This is a genomic window from Persicobacter diffluens (assembly GCF_036244895.1).
Taxonomy (GTDB): Bacteria; Bacteroidota; Bacteroidia; order Cytophagales; family Cyclobacteriaceae; genus Persicobacter; species Persicobacter diffluens.
The window spans coordinates 877,512-898,736 of sequence record NZ_BQKE01000002.1; the positions used below are offsets into that span (position 1 = coordinate 877,512).

Genomic DNA, 21,225 nt, shown 5'->3' on the forward strand with positions numbered 1-21,225 from the left:
TTGAATAATGAGGTGAACGGAATATAATGTATTGGAAATAAGGCGGTGATGCCTTCTGCTCGCCAGCAGAATCCATGGCTTTCCGCCCATTGATCAAGGCTGGCTTGTTGTGATGGAGGGAGCTGAAGTGCTTTTTTAATTGACGAAAAATAGCTTTGTTTTGGATGGAGGCGTCTAGATGCATTCGAGAAAATTCGGGCCATTCGTGGCTAAAAAAATCATTCGAGAAAATTGGTGCAATTTGTGGTTAAAAATACCCGAAACACACCAAAAAAATGCTCCACTGGTCTTAGCGTCCTCGCTAAGACACAATACCGCATGAGCGTCCGCTCATAAATCCACTGCACTTTGTTCTCACCCCCCATACAGCTAGACATTTATTGATTTGGGGCAAATTTTCCGATCATGGCTTAAGAAGTGAATCAGGATATACTCGCCCCAATTTTCTATTCTGTAACCAGCTTCTGCGATGCATTCGACTCCTTTTCGAAAAACGGAAATGGATCTGTACCTTTTACCATTGGCATAAGTTTTCAGACGAACATTTTTGTACTTTTTTAACCCATGAGCTATGGATACCGAATATGCAAAAACGACAATAGCCATCATTAACCGGCATCTATCTGTTCCCTGAACATTCATTTTTTCAAGGTCAAAACCATTGGTCTTCAAATGTCTGAAACATGTCTCAATTTGCCATCGCTTCCGATAGTCCTCAGCCACTTTATATGCGTTTTTAGACAGGTTTGTCAAAAGGAAAATCACAGGTTCCTTTTCCGCATCTTCACTTTTCTTGATGACCATCCGGCAATTGTCTCCAGCTTCAAACTTCATTTTAGCGGACATCGTTTTACCTTTCACCTTACTATTGGTGACTTTTGAAATCATTTGCGCTTTCGTCATAGATTTTTTATCCCACTGATTCTTGAAGTTACATTCTTTTACCCGAAGCACATATTTAAAGCCGTTATCCTCAAGGTATTTGATGAATTTCTGTCCTGCGTATTCACGATCAGCCAAGAGAATTTTGCCTTCAAGATTGAATAACTTTGACGCCTCTTCAAGCAACTGAATTCTTTCTTCCTGATTACTGATGCCCTTCTTTTCCAGATTCATGAAATAGATCGGCACCGCTACTCCATTATACAAAATGGCCAAGGTCATGAAATGAAAAGTGCGATCCCCTTGCTTCCAACTGGTGCCATCCACCATCAAAAAATCCCCACCTTTGTGCATATGCATGGCGGATAATTGCAATAGATCTCTCCATAAATGGGTATCAGAATATTCCGTAAATATCCGGGTTAAGCGTTTGTAATGACCAAAGGCGGAAGTACTCTGATTTTCTAAAATACTACCTATGCAATCTTTCACTTTATTAAGACACACGGTTCCTTTTTGGATGATGCCTAAACTTAAAGCGAGTACATTTTTCCAGCAAGCTTTGCCCCATTTTGGAAATTGTTGCGTAAGTTTGTCGTGAAGCGAATCGAACATAGATCTTTGTTGGCGTTGGAACCCAAAGTTACTATTGTTGATTCGCTTTTTACGTTTTTAGGCAAAAATGTCTAGCTGTATGCTCACCCCCCTAATCTTTTGGTATTCATTTCTGAATTTTTTAATGGATGATTATTACCAGATATAATCAAAATATTTATTAGTAAGGGTTTGGGATTGAAGGGTTTCTTCTTTTACTTCAAAATGCAACGCTTTCTATTTTCATTTTTTCTTGATAAAAAACGAAACAAAAAAATCAAGGCTGTGATCAATACTGGCGGACCATGGAACCTGCTGTCGGAATCCATCAAGGCCTTATTTGAAAAATGAGGTGAACTGAATATAATGTATTGGAAATAAGGCGGTGATGCCTTCTGCTCGCCAGCAGAACCCGTGGCTTTCCGCCATTGATCAAGGCCGGCTTGTTGTGATGGAGGGAGGCGTCTAGATGCATTCGTGAAAATTCGGACCATTCGTGGCTAAAATAACCATTCGAGAAAATTTGCGAAATTTGTGGGCAAAAATACTCCGCATCATCCCTAGCAACTACAAAAATAGTAAAGCATCGCCTATCGTTTTAATATTTAGACACCACAGCAGATTACATCTGCACTATGCAACCATAAAATAACCAATAAAAATTGGTCAAATCTGTGTCAAAAAAATACCCGAAACACACCAAAAAAATGTTCGTTAAATTTCGACACTCCGTGCTCCATCATTCGGCTATATCCTCATTTGAGAGTAGATCTTTCCTATTATTTTTTCACCTATCGCTTAAAAAGGCAGCCGTATTAGTCGCCACAATAGAAAGAAAAGAGGAGCATTCCGCTCTACAAGCGCCTAAAACTCTTGAAAGTCCAAGTATTTATCCGTAAAATGAATATAAATCTTCACATATGCACCGACTCCAAGACCTATTTTTTAAACAGGAAGACAATAGTCCGCTAATCCTATTTCGCATCCTATTTGGCTTTTTAATGGCACTGGAATCCTTTGGTGCTATTGCCACAGGATGGGTGAAAAACAATTTTGTGGACACACAAATGAACTTTCATTTTATAGGCTTTGATTTCCTGCAGGCTTTAAGCGGCACGCATATGTATTACCATTTCCTATTGATGGGTTGCCTGGCCATAATGGTCATGCTGGGATTATGGTACCGGGCTGCTGCCACGGGTTTAGCCCTCTTTTGGACTTGTGCTTATTTGCTACAAAAAACATCCTATAATAATCACTATTACCTGGCCATGCTTTTGTGTTGGGTAATGATTTTTCTGCCAGCAGAAGATGATTACTCCCTGGATGCAATCCGAAAAAAAACAAGAAAAACACACGTGCCTCAGGGGATCCGATGGTTTTTCATGCTGCAATTGTTGATTGTTTTCTCCTTTGGCAGCATTGCCAAATTATACCCCGGCTGGTACCATGGAGATTTCATTGCGCTAGCCTTTAACCATCGTAAACATTTCCCCATTATCGGTCCGCTCTTAGGGAACCACCAATTCCAGATGTTCATCACCTACAGTGGCATACTCTTCGACGGGCTGATCATCCCGATGTTATGGTGGAAGAAAACGCGAAAAATAGCTTTCATAGGCCTTTTGGCTTTCAACCTTTTTAATTCTGTGGTTTTTCATATTGGCATATTCCCCTATATGGTCATTGGCATTACGGTCTTTTTCTTTGAGCCGGAGGTCATTCAACGCCTATTTTTCCCAAAAAAGTACCAGCGCTATGCCCGTGAAATTCCAAGGATTCTCCCAAAATTTACTTTACCTCTTTTTGTGTTGTATTTTCTAATTCAACTCGGTCTGCCGCTGCGCCATCATTTCATCCCGGGGGATGTCACCTGGCGGGAAGAGGGGCATCGCCTAAGCTGGCGAATGATGCTGCGCTCTAAAGCCGGGCAACTCAAACTCAAAGTGGTGGATCCGAAAAGTGCAAAGACATTTCCCATCCGGCATAGCGATTACCTCAGCCCCAAACAGGCCCGAAAGGTGACCTATCAACCGGATTTTATCTGGCAGTACGTTCAATTTCTAAAGCAAGATTTTGCGGCTAAAGGCTACCCTGACGTGGAGATATATGCGGTAAGATCGAAAGTATGGCTCAATAAGGAAGCGCCTCGACCGCTGATCGATTCCACCGTGAATTTAGCAGAAGTGAAATGGAATTATTGGGGACGGAATGAATGGGTGTTGGATTAAGCCAAATTACAAATCAGGGGTAGCAGGAGCGTCTTGCAAGGCACACCATCCGGCTTAGGTATGTTTATATAATCTGGCGAAACATCATTGGGGATAAAGAGCTTTAAAACCTTCACTACAAGCTAAAAATAGAAAATTGGATAAATTTCCAACCAAGCGCTTTAATTCGACAGATTTTTCGTAAAATTAAGTACCCAATGAGGAGTTTTCTCCATTCCGCTTGATCGTTTGCCTACCCTTTAAATTTAATCAGGCTTTCTATGAAAAAGCAATCCCTTATTATTCTTGGGGCTATCGTCGCCCTGCTTTGTTTTTGGATCATTTCCACCTTTATCAATACTGCTTTCAACTTCCATCAGGTCAATCCGATTTTGTCGACTCTTTATTTGATATTGATGGGATTGCTCTTGTTTTTTGCGATAATCTGGCCCATTAGTAAGGTGCTCCAACGCCCGGTCGTTCATCGAAAAGGATTATTGCATCTGGATGAGGAAGTGAATTATTCCAAAGTCAGTCGCCAGCTAATAAAATCCGGAAGACTAAGCGATGCAGAAGAACTCTCCATTTTCGAAGCCCAAAAAGAAGGTAATACAGCGCTGGCTCATTGTATTAAAAATATTTTCCAAAAGCGCTACCAGCAGATGCATGTGATGATCATCGAAAAATCGGCCATGGTTTGCCTGCTAACTGGTGCCTCAAGCAAAAGCCATATCGATTTTTTGGGTTCCTTGGGCATCAATTTACATTTAATCTCCAGTCTGATTCAGCATTGTGGCTACCGCCCCACCCTGTGGCAATTGATCCGAATTTACGGAGACATCGCCATCACCGCCCTTTTTGCCTACAGCCTGGAGGAATTAATGGATGAAATCGGGGAAGCATTAGGTGAGACTGCCGGCGGATGGTTCAGCGGCGTGCCACTATTAGGGAGATTTGTGGGATCGGTCTCCAATGGAGCGATTAATGCCTTACTCACGCTCCGCATTGGTTATGTATGTCGGCATTACTTATTCCACCAGGAAGAAAAAGCCCGACCCAAAACCGTGCGATTGGCCGCCCGGAAATTTGGAAGAAGTCATATTAAAGAGGTTATGGGAGCCATCACCAAAATGGCCAAAGCCAAGGTAAGCCCAAAGGCGAAATCAGAAAAAGCAGATAAATCCGCTGATTTAGCTTCTTAAAAACTTGAATAATCACACACTAACCGGCCGGAAATTCGAAATACCGGAAGCGAATTTGAATAACTCCTCAACAATAGCGGTGCTATTTTCTCAAAATAATCGGTTATCACTTCTGCAATAATTAAATTTTCGCTGCGAATTTTGGCTTATGAACACGTTCCTACTCCCAGCTTCATCGGCTTATTTTCATTTGTACATATCGCGGAGAGAGATCTTTTTTATAAATTAGCCTCACCGAATTAAAAAATATGCCTGTGTCATCTTTTACTACCGATCGACTGCACTTACAACCCACCAGTACTCAGGACGCTGAACTTCTCCTATCCATCCTCAATGCCCCGAAATTCATTGAATTTGTAGGAGACAAAAAAGTCCGGAGTCATCAGGAAGCGGTGCATTATATCAATAATAATATCCTGCCACAACTTGAGATTTTTGGATTTGGTGCCTATACAGTTTCTCTTCGGGAAAATGGCCAGAAAATTGGGGTGTGCGGTTTATACAATCGGAAAGAACTCGCTGGTATTGATATCGGTTATGCTTTTATTCCGCAATTTGAGGGTAAGGGTTATGCTTTTGAAGCCGCGCAATGCATGCAGCGTGCCGCATTTGAACAATTCAAGCTGGAAGAACTACTGGCCATTACCTCACCGAAAAATATCGCTTCCCAGTCACTTCTTCTCAAATTAGGATTTCAAAAGGAGGGCACCACCAAACTAGCCGACGACGAGGAAACACTGATGCTATTCCGCTATAAAAAGAAGGAGTAGACGGCTTTTCAGCCTGGATGCTATTCTTTAAAAAAAATTCGAGCAAGGATAGACATTGAAACCTGAGCGCTAACCTTTTTTTCCTAAGGCCGTAATTAGCCAGCCCCAAAATTGTATTCATGAGTGGCCTTTAGCCGCAATAAACACCTCCAATCTCACGTTTTAATTGTTGATATAAAGGACATTTAACAGATTTTATAATCCCCCGGATTTGGGTGAACTTGCTTTCTCCTCCTTTATTTGCTTCGTTGGGAAAAACTCAAAACCGGAAAAATCCCTTCGTTTTTCCTGCCATGCCACTAAACAAGGATTGATGCAGAAATAATCCGGCTTAGGAATGCCTGATTCTGGCTAAGGCACACTCTTAACCCGAATTATTCACCGCTAAATCCATCAACTAAGCATAAATAACTTTATATCAGCTTATTATAATGTGTTTTCTTTAATTTACAATAGGCCAAAGTTGGGCAAGCTTGCTTTCTCCTCATTCAACTGTTTCGTTGGAAAAAACTCGAAATAGGAAAAATTCCTTCGTTTTTCCTGCCATGCCGCTAAACGAGGATTTAAGCATGAATATTCCGGGTTAAAAGACGCCCTCAGGAGAAATTCAAAAACAGCGAGATTATGAACCGAAAAAAGCGGCCAGATAAAAGCCGCTCCTAAAAATAACCACATATTAAGAAAGGGCCACTCCAAGGAGCGGCCTCAACACTTACTTAAGTAAAAGGCAATTATCCATTCTTCGCCTTATCTTTCGAGGATGTCATGCATCCTCCATTTCATTTTCATAGAGGAATATCCCCTTTTATTTTAGACTTATTCTGAAACCACTACGCCGTCTGAGTGCGCAAAGAAGGACATATCAAAAGTATGATCCGCTCCGTCCACTACTTTATAAGCATCGATTTTAATTATACCGTAATGATAATAGGCTACCTCTACAGGCTCTCCAGTTTCTTCCTCCTTCTCTGTCACCATTCTTAAGCTACGGTAAGCTAAAAGATCACCTGGCTTATCAAAATTTATAGAAGAAACACCAGCGTTCTCAAAGTCCAGGTCTTCCACTAAATACCGGTTCGCCATATCAAAATCACTTGACAAGCTTACAAAAAGAGTGTTTTCTCCTGCCTCAATGCCGCTTTGGGTATAAGCCACATCGTAAACATCCGTTGCTGTAACCAAACTTTTCGATAACAAATCATAGTAAGGTGTAGAGGCAACCATTTCCTGACTACCCGCTTCACTAAAGGTCCATTTGCTAATGATGCTGGATGCTTCAGCTTCAGATGTTCCAAAATCATTGGATGCCGTAATATTTACGTGAACCGTATCCCCAATTTGAGCAACCTGGCTACCTACAAAGCTTACTGACCAACCCAAAAAGTTCCCTTCTTTATCATAAGACTCTTCAATTTCCTCCTCCGGAATTAGTTCTAAATCATCACTATTGATGGCGCCCTTCAAAACATAATCAGCAGCGGTGAAATCCTCATTCACCAAATTGGAAGTAAAGAAAATCTCATATTTCTTATCGTTAAAGGTAATTTCATCAACAGCAACTTCCGCCGCTTGACCGATGGCTACCATTGAATGCTTTACCACGAAAGAAGAACCATCTGCAGCGTAACATTTAAAATCTACCGCAATTGCATCCTTTACTTTCTCCAAACCGAAATCTCCATAGGTACCGGAATAACTTGCTTTACCATCTGCTATTGCCAATTCCTTTGTTGTTCCGCCGTAAACCATTTCTACCTTAGAAGGGGCGCCCTCAAGGTCAATGGAAATATTAACCGGATCCAACTCCGTCACTGTGTAAGCCGAAGCAACATGAAAAGAATCTCCGGGAACTCCAAAATCATAGCTTTCCTCTGCATTATTACAAGAGAACAATACCATTCCAGACAGCGCCAAAACGGAAAGCTTTTTTACTATATTATTCATAATAATAAAAATCAAATATTAAACTTACTTTAATGGCGCAGCAGGATATAAATCCCACCACATTTTAGAAAAAAGCTTATCGCCTTCATCCAGCATAGCTGCTCCGGCATCCATATTCGCTTTATTCAGGTTACCTTCATCAGCAGGGTAAGTCCAGCGAGTAGGTACTGCCGAGTTTGCCAAAGAAGTAAAAGCACCCTGCTCTACCGGAGCATACAAAACGCCCCTGAAATCATACTGACGGTAGGTAGACCAACCTTCCTGCCCTTGCATATATTGCGCTAACCACTTCTGAACACCAATAGACTGTCTCCAGTCAGCAGCATCATAAGCAACGCCATCCTCCGCCAAATAAGCAGAAATAAAAAGGGAATTCACCCCCCAGGCTTCAAGGGAAGCCTCGATACCGGCATAGTAGTGCTCTGCAGCGCTTCCATCTACTGCCCAACCCAATTCTTTAGCGTGCGCCAGATTAAATTCCACCTCATCATATTTCAGGAAAAACCCCGGTGCATCTGCACGCGCCTCTACTTCATCAGAAGGCTGAGAGGTTGCGGAAAGTGGAATTGCGGTTACCGCAGCACGGGTCAAGCCATAAGTCATTCCTTTATATTGCCCCGCAAATTCACCAGTAGTAGCCTTAGTCGCATACATAGGACGGCGAGGATCATTTAAAGTATTCATTACCTCTATCAAGGCCTCTGAAGGAGCAAAGTCATTACGACCACCATTTATTCTATTATCGTACAGTGGATTTTGATTGGGTGCAGCATTAAGGTAAGGGAAAATCGCGCTATCATCATTTGAAGTCATCAGGCCTCCCTTGATTGCCGCTTCCGCATTGGTTTTTGCGGTTGCCGCATCCACATCTGAAATTCGCATCGCCATTCTCAAGCGAAGAGAATTTCCGAATTTTCTCCATTTGGCCATATCACCACCAAACACCAAATCGCCCTGCATTCCCAACTGGTCCTCGTCAATCATCGCTACTGCATCCGCCAACTCCTCTAATAAGGACTTATAGATAAATTCCTGACTATCATATTCCGGAGACTTATTTTCATCTCCTTTCAAAGCCTCTGTATAAGGAACCGGACCCCAGATATCGGTCAAGTTTTGAAAGACCCATACTCTTAAGATGGTCGCTACGGCAATTTGATTTTCCGGAGCTCCGGAAGCAACATAACTTGCCGCTTCCTCTCCTGAAAGCAAATCAATGATTTCTTTAAAATCCCGCAATGGGCGTGCATAATAGCGGTTCCATGTATTATTAAACATGGAAGCACGGCCACCCCAGTCATAATGCGATTCTTCAGGATAATCATTTTGCGCCCAAAACTGGGAAACCAACATGCCCATACGCGCATTTTGCCATTCATCCCAGGTCAGATCCATCATGGTCTTCTGGGCATTTGTCATCAGGTAAGAAGTAGGTACTTCTTCCGGCTCGTAAGGATTCGTATTCGCGTCCTCAAAACCGGCGGTACAAGCTGCCATCATAGAAAGGGCAAAACCTGCAGCCAATGCTTTTATATTTTTTGAAAAAGATTTCATCTTAATAAAAATCAAAGGTTAAGAACTGGATTATAGTTTAAACTTCAGATTGAAGCCCCAGGTACGTGCTGATGGCACCTGCGCACCCTCAAGGCCCTGAACGTTACCAGCATTTACCGCTGCCGCTTCAGGATCAATATGAGGGACATTACTATAAAGCAAAGCGAGATTTCTTCCATTTACTGAAAAGGTTACATCACGGAAAGGTAGTTTACCCATCATACTATTGGGAAGGGTATAACCTAAAGAAACTTCACGTAATTTGATGAAAGAAGCATCATAAGTGGCTGACTCATGAATTCCGTATAGAGAAGCAAATCCACCTTCTGCTGAAACCAATTGATTGTTTTCTCCGGAAGTCACAATGTTACCCTTTTCATCTCTTATTACATCTCCATTGGCATCAAAAGTCGCCATGGCACCACCGAAAACCATTCCATTTTCACGAATACCGTTGGCTGCCGTTTCCTCCATCATACCGGAGTATTTTCCAAAATAATTAGAGATGGAGAATAGAGAACCTCCGAAAGAACCATCTACTAATGCAGAAAGCGTAAATCCTTTATATCGGAAGGTATTACTTAATCCACCGGTCCAGTCGGCCATCGTAGTGCCTAACACCTCATCAGAAGAGGTAGACATATAATATCCATTATTATCTACAACCAAAGCCCCTGAAGCATCTCTTTCAAAAGCACGGCCTTCGATCGAACCATAAGGCTGACCTACACGCGCATTCACAGAACCTCCGAAAATGGAACCCAAACGAATATTATCTAATCCGTCCACTAATTCTACCAGCTTGTTACGGTTACGCGCATAATTCACCGTTACATCCCAGGAGAAATCATTGGTTTGGATTGGAGTACCATGAAGCATAATCTCCACCCCTTTATTCTCCATTTTACCGGCGTTGATATACATTTGCGTATATCCTGAAGCACCGGATACGGCAACCGGAATAATCTGATCAGTCTGTGAGATATGATAATAGGTGAAATCCAAACCAACGCGGTCTTTCAGGAATCTCAAATCCATTCCAATCTCATAGGAAGTCTGGAACTCTGGCTTCAGATCACGGTTATTTTTAATATCCGGAATAGTAAAGGCAGGATCAGAGCCGTAGTTTGGATTAGCAGCATAAGTATCCATTAACTTATAAGGATCAGTATCCGAACCAACCTGCGCCCAACCCGCTCTCAATTTACCAAAGGATAATACTTCACTGTCACTCAATAAAGGTAACTCCGAAAACACGAATGAAGAAGAGATAGAAGGATATAAATAAGAGTTGTTTCCTGCTGGTAAAGTAGAAGACCAGTCATTACGGATCGTCGCATCCACATAAATCATGTCTTTATAGCCCACAGAACCGGAAGCGAAAACAGAATTAATCATTTTCGTTTCACGCTGATCTCTAATGGTTGGACGAGATACGGAGTTCTCTAAAGTATAAAGATTAGGAACAGAAAGTCCCCCTTCGGTTTTACCATAATTCCAGAACATGGATTTTTCCATGCGGTTTCCACCAGCATTGGCATTTACGGAAAATTCCCCATAACGCTTGTTGAAAGTAGCGATCAAATCAAAGTTCGTTTCCTGCACCTGATACGTTTGGTGTTTATATTCAGATAGCTCTACAGAACCTACCGCAATTCTTTCATCTCTTCTGTCTGTATACTGATCCAGCATAGCGCGACCGGTTACCGACAAATAATCTGTGAATTTATAAGTAGCATTCGCATTACCGAAAATACGACGACGAACATCTGTATTGTAATTTTCATGACGGGTCCAATAGGGGTTGTCTGCATATTTCGGACGTCCATCATCCGCCGAACGACGGTTCCAAGTACGCTGAGAACCGTCTGGATTTTTATAATTCGCAAGGCGATCCATATCCAACTGTCGCTGTCCCCACTGGTTAAACTGCTGGAATGGATTACGGCCATCATAACCGGTACCTGTTCTACCCACCGCAGCCTGATCCACATAAGTGGCATTAAAACCGGCCGTGAATTTTTTGGTGAAATCGTAAGAACCTGCAAAAGACAAGGTATTTTTCTTTAAGGAAGAGTTAGGCAACATGCCCTCGGTGTCCACATTTGTATAAGACAAACGCATGGTGCTTTTATCAGTACCGCCACTCAAAGAAATATTGTTATTGAAAGTTACTCCTGTGCGAAGGAAATCTCTTACATTATTTGGATTAGAAGTCCATGGACGCACTTTTCCATAATTTTCAGTATCCCACTCATCATAAGAATCCCAGTGGCGCACCAACTGTCCCTGCATTTTTGGTCCCCAGGATTCATCTACTGCATAGCCTGGCACCAATTGTCCTTCCTCATTCATACCGAAGCCTCCGGCACCACCACCATATTCATTTTGGTAATTTGGTAAAACCAATGGATTTGCAAAGGTTACGCCTGAATTAACGCTAAGACCAATTCGCTGAGATTTTTGACCTTTTTTAGTGGTAATCAAAATAACACCATTGGATGCTCGGGAACCATACAAAGCGGCTGCGGAGGCCCCTTTCAGTACAGACATGGACTCAATATCATCCGGGTTAATATCTGAAGCGGCATTACCATAATCGTAACCTCCACCACCAGAGGCCTGGTTCGTATCACGATAGTTAGAGTTATCAATCGGCACTCCGTCCACTACGAAAAGGGGCTGGTTATTACCGGTTACGGAATTCGCTCCACGAATCAAAATACGGGAAGAACCTCCCATATTACCAGAGCTGGTAATTTGTACACCGGCAATTTTACCGGCCATCGAACTCACAATATTTGATTCTTGGGTTTGCGTTAAAGCCGAGCCGTCCACCTGCTGAATCGCATAACCCAGTGATTTCTCTTCTCTTTCAATTCCTAAGGCCGTCACCACTACTTCTGTCAACTGCTTAATATCTGCAGTCATCGTCATATTGATTACAGATTGGCTTCCAACAATCACTTCCTCCTCTGCCAATCCAATAAATGAAAAGGTCAGAACTGATTTCGGGCCATCTACATTAATGCTAAACTTACCATCAATATCGGTCACGGTTCCAGTGGATGAACCTTTTAACAATACATTGACTCCGGGGATAGGATCCCCTCCTTCTTCGGCAGTAACAGTACCTGTTACCAGCTTACCCTGTGCGAGAGCAGATAAGGTTGCCCAAAACACAGTAATGATCAAGAGTATTCCTCTTTTCATACTAAGTAATAATTAGGTTAAGAATGGATAATACCCCTTTCAGGGAATTATTTTGATATTCCAAATATTGCGGAATAAAATTCTAAAACAAAAAGAATAAACCATACAAAATACCAGTATACTGGTATTGTTTAATTGCATGCATTTAAGTTTCTTAACCTTCTCTTAATCTGATTATTTACCAAAATAAAAAAGTGGCAATCAATCAAGCCTGGTCGGACACAAAAGAAAAAAGATTGCTAATATTATTTTAATTTCAGGGAAATTCACTTACAAATTCAGGGATTTTTAATGTTCAATATTAATCCAAAAAAAATTAACATTTACGTATCTTCAAACAAAATCAGTCTTCAAGTAGGCAAATATCAAAAAATCATCGCTTTTTTTAAATAAATTTAAAACTAAGGCTACAAAAATAAGATACTCACAAATCTCCTTACATTATCGAGGGCGCAAATGACAATTCTTAAACAATCAAAATTCTTATTATCCCGAAAACGATTTTTTATTTAAATTTAACACCATAGCAATCATAAATACAGACGCTGTTCCGGAAAAAAATAATAAGCTTCCCGACCTACGAAATCAAGCTCGTCATCGTCCTCAAAAAAGTATTTCAGCAAACGATAATCCATGTAATACCTGATCGTTTTTCGGTTTAAGTTCACTGATTCCTTTAAAGCATTCAAAGCACACCATACGACTACAAATTCGAATTATGGGAAACGATTTTGAATAATTTCTCAACAATCGCGATGCTATTCTCTCAAAATAATCGGGTATCGCTTCTGTAATACTCAATTTTTCGCTGCAGAATTTGGCTTTTAAACACGCTCTTAACCCCAAGAGGGCTAGGAATGCTTGCTTTTTCCTCATTTATCTGCTTTGTTGGTAACAACTCGAAACCGGAAAATTCCATTCAATTTCCCTTTCTCGCGACTCAGGGAGGATTTAAAAATGAATAATCCGACTTAAAAACAAGAAATATTCAAGACCATTTTTCTATTCATTCAGGTAAAAATATATGTATTTCCACACCGATATCTTTTGGTATATCTAAAAAAATAATTCATTTAACCCACCCACAAAAAAAGCACTGCCTTTCCGGGCAGTGCTCAGTTCATGGGGGATTGGGTATTTTATTGAATATCCACTACCAAATAACCTTTGGCGGGTACTTCAAAATCTCCGGAGAAATTCATATTCTTTCCACTAAACAATTCCTTACCGGTCGCATCCGCCTTTAGTATTTCGGCAAATCGTGCGGAGGATAATGTTTTTGCCTCCGCATTTTTATTCAGCACCACCATTACTTGGGCTTCCTCCGTATAGCGGAAATAAACATATACACCATCCTCTGGAGCGAAATGTTTAATCTTTCCTTTGGCCACGGCTTCGCTGTTTTTTCTCCAGTTTAACAAGGTCTTCATAAAGGCGGTCGCTTCTGCCTGATCCGCTGATAAGCCTTTCCCTTCAAAAGCATTTATTGCATCTCCTTCCCAACCTCCGGGGAAATCCGAACGGATAATACCATGATCCTCTACGCCTTTCATCAACAATTCTGTACCGTAATAGATTTGCGGAATGCCACGAGTGGTCAGAAAGTAAGTGATCCCTAATTTGAAGTGGTCAAAGTTCTCATTGACCTGGGAATAAAAACGACTCATATCATGGTTATCAGGAAAGATGGTCAAATCCTCCGGGTGGGCATATAGGAAATCATGCGCCAACATTTCGTACATATCATTCCAGTAATCCGACCAGTGAAATGATTCCTCTTTATTCAGGGATTTCACCACGGCATCCTGAATTGGAAAATCCATCAGAGAAGGTAAGCAAGAGGAATAACCATTTATATTCACCTTATCACGCTGCCAGAAAGCCACTATTGCCGGACTGATACTCCACTCTTCCCCCACAATATTAAAATTCGGGTATTCGGCCATTACTCGACAAGTCCAGTCTGCCATAAAATCTGCATCAGGATAAGGATAAGTATCCATCCGGATTCCACCTAAATTGGCATATTCCACCCACCAAATGGAATTTTGAATTAAATATTCTGCCAACAAAGGATTACGCTGGTTCAGATCCGGCATAGTTTCCACAAACCAGCCATCCGTCATCCCTTGCAAATCTACCTGCGCCCCGTGTGGATCCTGAATTGAAGTACGTTTATGATTAGTCGGCTTAAAGCCTTCGGCCTGATAATTAATCCAGTCATTCGTTGGAAAATCTCCCATCCACCAGTGGCCGGAACCGCAATGGTTAAACACCATATCCATCACAATTTTAATCCCTTTTTCGGCAGCTTTATCTGAAAACTCTCGGTACAATTCATTAGAACCAAAACGTGGGTCAATATGATAGAAATCCGTAATGGAATAACCATGATACGACATATGCTCCTGATCATTTTCCACTAATGGCTGCGGCCAGATGGCGGTAAAGCCCATATCCTCTACATAATCGAGATGATCAATCATTCCCTGAATATCGCCACCATGACGCCCCATTTTATCTTCCCGGTTCAGGCCATCGGCATAGCCTTCTACCGTATCATTGGAAGGGTCTCCATTGGCAAAGCGATCCGGAGTAATCAGATAAATCACATCAGAAGCATCAAAACCCTGGCGATTCGCGGAATTTGCTTCCCGCTTTTTCAACTCATAAGGATACTTCAACTGCACTTTACCGCCTTTTTTAAATTCAATATTAAAAGTACCGGCTTGTGCCTCTTTTCCGATAGTCAAATCCACAAACAAATAATTCGGATTCTCCACCTTAATCACACGATCCAGGCTTACTCCGGCATAATTAATCGTGGGATTCAAGTCAGCAATATTTTCACCGTGAATCATCAACTGTAAAGCAGGGTTTTTCATGCCTACCCACCAGTTCAGTGGCTCTACCCGGTCCACCTTTACTTTTGCAGCTTCCGCGAATGACACTACCGTCATTGCTACTACCATTAATAAAAATCTTAATCTCATAATTTTACGGGTTCTGTAGTCCTCCAAAGTGACTGTTCGGCTCATTACCGTTCAAACATAAGTAATGACCGACAGCCTCCTTTTCAACCAATTTTAATCAATGACCTTCCTCATTAATTGCCAGCAGAAATGGACTTTATTAATGGAATAGCCCAAAAAAGAAATTGTTTAAGCTTCTTCTATTTATCCACATCCATATTGCAGCTGACCTTCCAAAAGTGTAGAAATGGCTGGAAACAACCTAAATTAGCAGGGGTACATCTGGTGAACAAGAAGAAAAAAATTTCCAGAAGCACAAAAACAGAATAGCCATAAAACACACTGGAGGGAGTTTTTTAAAAAAATTGGTGAACATCAGGTGAACAATCAAGTAAACATCAATAAAGAAAAAAGAAGATTCTATGACACCCTAAAAAAGCAAAGTCCTTCTATTCTCCGGGGATGAGCCCTACAAACATCTGCTCCTGAAGCGCTGTTGAAATTTAATTATTCCGCGAGCGGCTTTCACTTTCGTTAAATTATTTCCGGAAGGACAATGCCAAAATCACCCCAAAAGTTCCGGTATCTGACACTCCGAAAAGGAGTATCAATTGAACAACACTTATCCCCATACCCGATGGCTCCGTTCCTATCCTCTCATAAAAAAAGGCACCGAAGTGCCTATTTATATTTTTCGAAACTCACTCATCTATTTTTTCATGAGCCTGTATTGCTATTAGTCCTTGAAAGGTAATACGGGCTGGAAAGCTGCTGAAGGCGCAGAAATTTTCAACAAATTAGAAATGGTCGGGGCAATCTGTGTGATTTGCACATATTGGTTCACCTGCTCTCCCTTAGGAATACTTGCGCCCATCATCAATAAGGGCACATGCGTATCGTAATTAAAAGTCATAGAATGAGAAGTACCCGTTACGCCTTTTCCAAGTAATACCCCGGAATGGAAAACGATAAATACATCACCGGAACGCTTTGGATGACAACCGCGCTGCAATAGTGCTTTGTAGCTTTCGGTAAATTGTGCGGTCAACAAGGTAGTCGCTGTAACTGCATCCTGAACAGAAGTATTTCTCATAATCAACTGAGCTGCATAGTTTTGCAACTCCACCAAATCCAATCCTTTGTCAGCAATCAAATCACGGTTAAGGTACAACTGCTCCCCAAAAATACCATGCACCCAATCGCCTTCCCCATACTTCTCAGTAAATTTCGCTTTCACTTCCTGAGTGATTGGCTTTAAGTCAACATATTTAGCGGGCTCGAAATTATTGTCGGCCATATAAACCGGGTTATGAGCACCGGCATGGTCTGCTGTCAGGAAAATTACTGTATTTTCCATGCCTACATTGGCATCGACGAACTTGAACAATTCGGCCAACTCTCTATCCAAACGAACATAAACATCCTGCACCTCTTTTGAAGCCGGCGCAAATTGGTGTCCAATTTTATCGGTGGAAGAGTATGAAATGGCTAAAATATCCGGAAAGTCATGCGTACCCAATTGTTCTGCGGTGATCGCTTCCATTGCCATTTCGGTCACCAAAGTATTCCCGAAAGGGGTAGCAGACAACATGCCATAAGGTGCCTTTCCGTTTTTCTTCAAATGTTTGGCAATTTTAGGCAAATCATGTGGGAATGTTGGGCTTTTCTCGCCCGGGAATTTAGCCTCATAGGCGTTATCATCCTCGATGGAGCCTGCATATTCAGATTCCGGCAGGAACAACTCCCATTTCTGCTTCAGGAATTCGTCCGAACGATTTTTATCATTATAGGCCTTCACCCATTCCGGTAAGTTCTCCATATAGAAGGTAGAAGAAATAAAATTCCCGGTTTTAGAATCATACCAAAAAGCCCCGTCTGCCATATGACCCGCCGGAAGAATGGCCGAGCGATCTTTAATACTTAAAGAAACCACTTTTGAGCGCTGATTGGTTACCAATTTCAATTCATCAGGCAAATTGGTCACCAACATGCGGTGCGGGGAGCGCTTACCTTCTCCGTTATCGGACCCTACGGTGTTCACCGACTGATCATCCACACAATAAACGGACTTGCCTAATTCACGATCGTAGAAGCCATTGTTCGCAATTCCTGAATTGGAAGGATATGCTCCGGACCATACGGTGGTGTGTCCGGGTCCGGTAGTCGTTGGGGCATAATTATAATGCATATCATTGTAGACCGTTCCTTCTTTAAAAAAACGCTTGAAACCATCTTCACCATATTGGTCCCAATATCTACTGATGTAATCGTAGCGCATTTGATCCACCACAATTCCCAACACAAACTTCGGACGCTCTAACTCCAGCTTTTCCTGAGCCTGCGCCGCCAAATTCAGGGCCATTGCCAGCCCTAATCCTAATATCGTCTTCTTCATCATTGTTTATTTTGACACAAAGATATCATTCCCGCAAATCAACTTCATCACTTATGCATTAACTTTGCATGATTCAAATGTGACAAGAAGATTAAAATTAAGCTAAGATATCCACCATAAATTCGAAAATAGTATCAAAAAAGACTATTCGTTAAATGAGGAGAAACTCCAATTCAAAACAACAGTCTCTTTTCAGGTCCCGAGGCTGGCCATCCCAGAGCCCGAACAAAAAGCTGATTCGGTTTTAGAGATTTCTAACAAGCGTAAAAATAGGCTTACGTGTCTCCTCCGACACTAACCTGTCAACCGCCCCAGGGGAAAACCATCGGACAGAGGGCATGCTGTTCTATTGGCCCAAGGTCATGGCCAACGCAAACAATTTCCGCCGTGGCATATTTCCCGGGCCAATGATAAAAACATTCCATTCATGTGCATCCGCTTTACCCTCCAATATCTGCAGTCATGAAGTAGTGGTAAAAAAGCTCAAGTCAATTAAGCCGGATTATTTAGGCTTAAATCCTCGTGTAACTGCATGGCGGGAATCATGACGGAATGGTTTCCTATTTCGAATTTTCCCCAAGGAAGCAGATGAATGAAGAGAAAGTAATCATACCTCAATTTGGGCTATTAATAATCAAGGAAAAATACCTACTACAGGTTAAGATTGAGCGCCTTGAGTTGTATAAATGATTTTAGAAGTGAATAATTCGGGTTTAATTGCTCTTCTTCCCATTGCATTTAAGCGCCAAAAAATAGACTACTGATCTTCAAAACCGAAATGCAACCTGCTCCCTTCCTTCTGCAGGATTATAATTGGAGGAGAAAAAGCACCTCCTGCTTTTACGCTTGCAAAGCCTTTGAAATGAACCTCATAAAAGCCTCCTCGAATAAAGATTACCGCCTTGCTACCCTTTCCAAATTCCTGATTTTCAAAAGTCCATTCTAAAAAAAGGAGCGCAAACAAATCGATAGCCCATTTGCAATGGTTCTAATAATCAATTTATTCCAAAACCGGAGCTTGTCTTTTTGTATTATTGCCATAAATTTGCAATTCAAAGCGTTAAATATTTTGCATATGAGCCATAATGAGCCAGATCGTTCAGCGGAGGAAAACAAAGCGTCGCTGAACTTTATAGAGTCGATCATTGAAGAGGAGATCAAAGAAGGAAAACACGGAGGAGAAGTCTATACCCGCTTCCCCCCTGAACCAAACGGATATTTGCACATTGGCCACGCCAAAAGTATCTGTTTAAACTTTGGATTGGCTCAGCAATACCAGGGTAAATGTAATTTAAGATTTGATGACACTAACCCTTCGAAAGAGGACCAGGAATATGTGGATTCCATTCAGGAAGACGTGAAATGGTTGGGATTCGAATGGGAAGGTGAACCAAAATATACTTCTGATTACTTTGACCAGCTATATGATTGGGCGGTTCAATTAATCAAGGAAGGAAAAGCCTATGTAGATGAGCAGTCTGCAGCGACGATTGCCGAACAAAAAGGCACTCCAACCGAGCCAGGGAAGGCCAGTCCTTTCCGTGATCGTCCGGTAGAAGAAAGCCTTGCGCTGTTCGAGCAAATGAAAAATGGGGAGTTAGCCGAAGGTGCAGCTGTTTTGAGAGCCAAAATTGATATGGCCAACCCCAATATGCACTTACGTGACCCGTTGATGTACCGCATTATTAATAAGGCGCATCATCGTACGGGCGACAAATGGCATATCTACCCTATGTATGACTATGCGCACGGGCAGTCAGATTATCTGGAAGGGATTACGAATTCCATTTGTACTTTAGAATTTGAGGTGCATCGCCCACTTTACGAGTGGTTTTTAGGGCAGGTTTATTCTGAAGGTACCAAGCCGGAGCAACGGGAATTCGCCCGATTGAACCTGAGCTATACAGTAATGTCGAAGCGCAAGCTTTTACAATTGGTAGAGGAAAATGTAGTTTCCGGCTGGGATGATCCACGCATGCCTACCATTTCCGGTTTGCGTCGTCGTGGTTACACCCCTGAATCTATCCGTAATTTCTGTAAAACCATTGGAGTTGGTCGTCGTGAGAATGTAATCGATGTCGCACTTTTGGAGTTCGCAGTACGTGAGCATTTGAACAAAATCACAGATCGCGTGATGGCGGTATTGAATCCTGTAAAACTGGTCATTGACAATTACCCAGAGGGTGAAACGGAATGGCTGGAAGCAGAAAACAATCCGGAGGATGAAAATGCAGGCTCCAGAAAACTGCCTTTCGGTAAAGAATTGTACATTGAGCGCGAAGACTTTATGGAAGATGCGCCACGCAAATTCTTCCGTCTGTCTTTAGGCAAGGAAGTTCGTTTGAAAAACGCTTACATTATTAAAGGAGAATCAGTGGAAAAAGATGCGGATGGTAACATCACCACTATTCACTGTACTTATGATGCTGACAGCCGTTCAGGTTCCGGCACCGAAGCTTCTTTAAGAAAAGTAAAAGGAACTTTGCATTGGGTAGCTGCAGAACACGCCCTGGATGCTGAGGTTAGATTGTATGATCGCCTATTCTCTGATGAGGCGCCTGACGGACATAAAGACAAGGATTTCAAAGCATTCCTGAATCCGGGTTCTCTGAAAATCATCACGGCCAAAGTGGAGCCAAGTGTAAGTAAATATAAGCCTTTGGATCACGTACAGTTCCAACGCACAGGTTATTTCAATATTGATCCGGACAGCACTGAAGAGAAAATCGTTTTCAACCGTACAGTAGGATTGAGAGATTCCTGGGGAAAAGCGAATAAGAAATAATATTTATAATTAAATATTGAGGAAAAGCCCCGCCAATTTGGTGGGGCTTTTTTATTCTATATCACAAACTATGAAGATATTGAAAACTTCATTAGCTCAGAAAAAACGAACTAATTGAAGAAGACTTAGCCCGAATTATTTATGCTTCAAGCCTCCTTTAGCTGCAAGGCGGGAAAAATGAAGGGATTTTTCCTATTTCGGTTTTTTTTCCAACGAAGCAGATGAAGGAGGAGAAAGCAGGCTTGCCCAAATTTTGGGCTATGAAAAAAATTAGTAGATATAAATGTAGCGCATTGACAAAAAGCGAGTTAAGACAACTTACTAAATCTGGCGGTGAATAATTCGAGTTAAATCCTCGTTTAGCTGCATGGCAGGAAAATGGAGATTTTTTTTCTACCTCAAGTTTTTTTCAACAAAGCAGATGAATGAAGAAAACACAAGCTTAGCCAAATTGGAGGCATTAACAAATCAGGAAATAGAATCAGAACACCCAAGTAATGAACCCTTTAGATGAACTCAATGGATCTATCGGTGAAAAATTTGGCTAATTCAAAATCGTTGCCCCGTAACACCCAACCTGTCCGGTAGTAAAACTTCCGCCTTCCCTATCTCCTTCTCCTACCCACCACTATAATTATGAGCATGATTAAAAGCACACCAACCGGTTGCCAATTCGATTTATTGGAAACGATTTTGGACAATTC

10 protein-coding genes are annotated in these 21,225 nt (G+C 41.7%); 4 read left to right on the forward strand and 6 right to left on the reverse strand.

The window, feature by feature from the left end; translation table 11 throughout:
* Window positions 1–369: 369 nt before the first annotated feature.
* Entirely contained in the window at window positions 370–1,497 is a 1,128-nt protein-coding gene (locus tag AAA970_RS17845) for a transposase (protein WP_338238250.1), read from the reverse strand.
* A gap of 899 nt (window positions 1,498–2,396) precedes the next feature.
* On the opposite strand from AAA970_RS17845, the gene AAA970_RS17850 reads away from it, so the two are divergent.
* The 3 genes from AAA970_RS17850 to AAA970_RS17860 all read left to right on the forward strand — a co-directional run bounded on the left by AAA970_RS17850 (window position 2,397) and on the right by AAA970_RS17860 (window position 5,658).
* On the forward strand, window positions 2,397–3,707 hold the full coding sequence (locus tag AAA970_RS17850; protein WP_338238251.1) for an HTTM domain-containing protein: 1,311 nt from the start codon (window positions 2,397–2,399) through the stop codon (window positions 3,705–3,707).
* A gap of 260 nt (window positions 3,708–3,967) precedes the next feature.
* Window positions 3,968–4,888 (forward strand): DUF697 domain-containing protein, encoded by a 921-nt coding sequence (locus AAA970_RS17855; protein ID WP_338238252.1) that lies wholly within the window; start codon window positions 3,968–3,970, stop codon window positions 4,886–4,888.
* A 248-nt stretch (window positions 4,889–5,136) separates the two neighbouring features.
* Window positions 5,137–5,658, forward strand: coding sequence for a GNAT family N-acetyltransferase (locus tag AAA970_RS17860; protein ID WP_420916732.1), 522 nt, complete (start codon window positions 5,137–5,139; stop codon window positions 5,656–5,658).
* 816 nt (window positions 5,659–6,474) lie between these two features.
* Here the strand turns inward: AAA970_RS17860 and AAA970_RS17865 are convergent.
* The 5 genes from AAA970_RS17865 to pafA form a co-directional block, all read right to left on the reverse strand.
* Window positions 6,475–7,602 carry a hypothetical protein gene (locus AAA970_RS17865; protein WP_338238254.1) on the reverse strand — a complete coding sequence of 376 codons (1,128 nt, stop codon included), beginning with the start codon at window positions 7,600–7,602 and terminating at the stop codon, window positions 6,475–6,477.
* Window positions 7,603–7,626: 24 nt separating this feature from the next.
* Complete coding sequence (locus AAA970_RS17870) at window positions 7,627–9,156, reverse strand: SusD/RagB family nutrient-binding outer membrane lipoprotein (protein WP_338238255.1); 1,530 nt, start codon at window positions 9,154–9,156, stop codon at window positions 7,627–7,629.
* Between the two features lie 30 nt (window positions 9,157–9,186).
* A complete protein-coding gene (locus tag AAA970_RS17875; protein ID WP_338238256.1) occupies window positions 9,187–12,369 on the reverse strand; it encodes a SusC/RagA family TonB-linked outer membrane protein in 3,183 nt (1,060 codons plus the stop codon).
* A gap of 1,139 nt (window positions 12,370–13,508) precedes the next feature.
* Window positions 13,509–15,362, reverse strand: a complete 1,854-nt coding sequence (locus AAA970_RS17880; RefSeq protein WP_338238257.1) for a glycoside hydrolase family 13 protein — start codon at window positions 15,360–15,362, stop codon at window positions 13,509–13,511.
* A 715-nt stretch (window positions 15,363–16,077) separates the two neighbouring features.
* Window positions 16,078–17,739 (reverse strand): alkaline phosphatase PafA, encoded by a 1,662-nt coding sequence (gene pafA / locus AAA970_RS17885; RefSeq protein WP_338238258.1) that lies wholly within the window; start codon window positions 17,737–17,739, stop codon window positions 16,078–16,080.
* Window positions 17,740–18,811: 1,072 nt separating this feature from the next.
* Between pafA and AAA970_RS17890 the strand changes: the two genes are divergently transcribed.
* Window positions 18,812–20,521 (forward strand): glutamine--tRNA ligase/YqeY domain fusion protein, encoded by a 1,710-nt coding sequence (locus tag AAA970_RS17890; RefSeq protein ID WP_338238259.1) that lies wholly within the window; start codon window positions 18,812–18,814, stop codon window positions 20,519–20,521.
* Window positions 20,522–21,225: the final 704 nt, after the last annotated feature.

What these genes read in the sequence shown, in the direction of transcription:
- AAA970_RS17845 (WP_338238250.1), bottom strand. Translation starts at nt 1,497, where the DNA reads ATGTTCGATTCGCTTCACGACAAACTTACGCAACAATTTCCAAAATGG.
- AAA970_RS17850 (WP_338238251.1), top strand. Translation starts at nt 2,397, where the DNA reads ATGCACCGACTCCAAGACCTATTTTTTAAACAGGAAGACAATAGTCCG.
- AAA970_RS17855 (WP_338238252.1), top strand. Translation starts at nt 3,968, where the DNA reads ATGAAAAAGCAATCCCTTATTATTCTTGGGGCTATCGTCGCCCTGCTT.
- AAA970_RS17860 (WP_420916732.1), top strand. Translation starts at nt 5,137, where the DNA reads ATGCCTGTGTCATCTTTTACTACCGATCGACTGCACTTACAACCCACC.
- AAA970_RS17865 (WP_338238254.1), bottom strand. Translation starts at nt 7,602, where the DNA reads ATGAATAATATAGTAAAAAAGCTTTCCGTTTTGGCGCTGTCTGGAATG.
- AAA970_RS17870 (WP_338238255.1), bottom strand. Translation starts at nt 9,156, where the DNA reads ATGAAATCTTTTTCAAAAAATATAAAAGCATTGGCTGCAGGTTTTGCC.
- AAA970_RS17875 (WP_338238256.1), bottom strand. Translation starts at nt 12,369, where the DNA reads ATGAAAAGAGGAATACTCTTGATCATTACTGTGTTTTGGGCAACCTTA.
- AAA970_RS17880 (WP_338238257.1), bottom strand. Translation starts at nt 15,362, where the DNA reads ATGAGATTAAGATTTTTATTAATGGTAGTAGCAATGACGGTAGTGTCA.
- pafA (WP_338238258.1), bottom strand. Translation starts at nt 17,739, where the DNA reads ATGATGAAGAAGACGATATTAGGATTAGGGCTGGCAATGGCCCTGAAT.
- AAA970_RS17890 (WP_338238259.1), top strand. Translation starts at nt 18,812, where the DNA reads ATGAGCCATAATGAGCCAGATCGTTCAGCGGAGGAAAACAAAGCGTCG.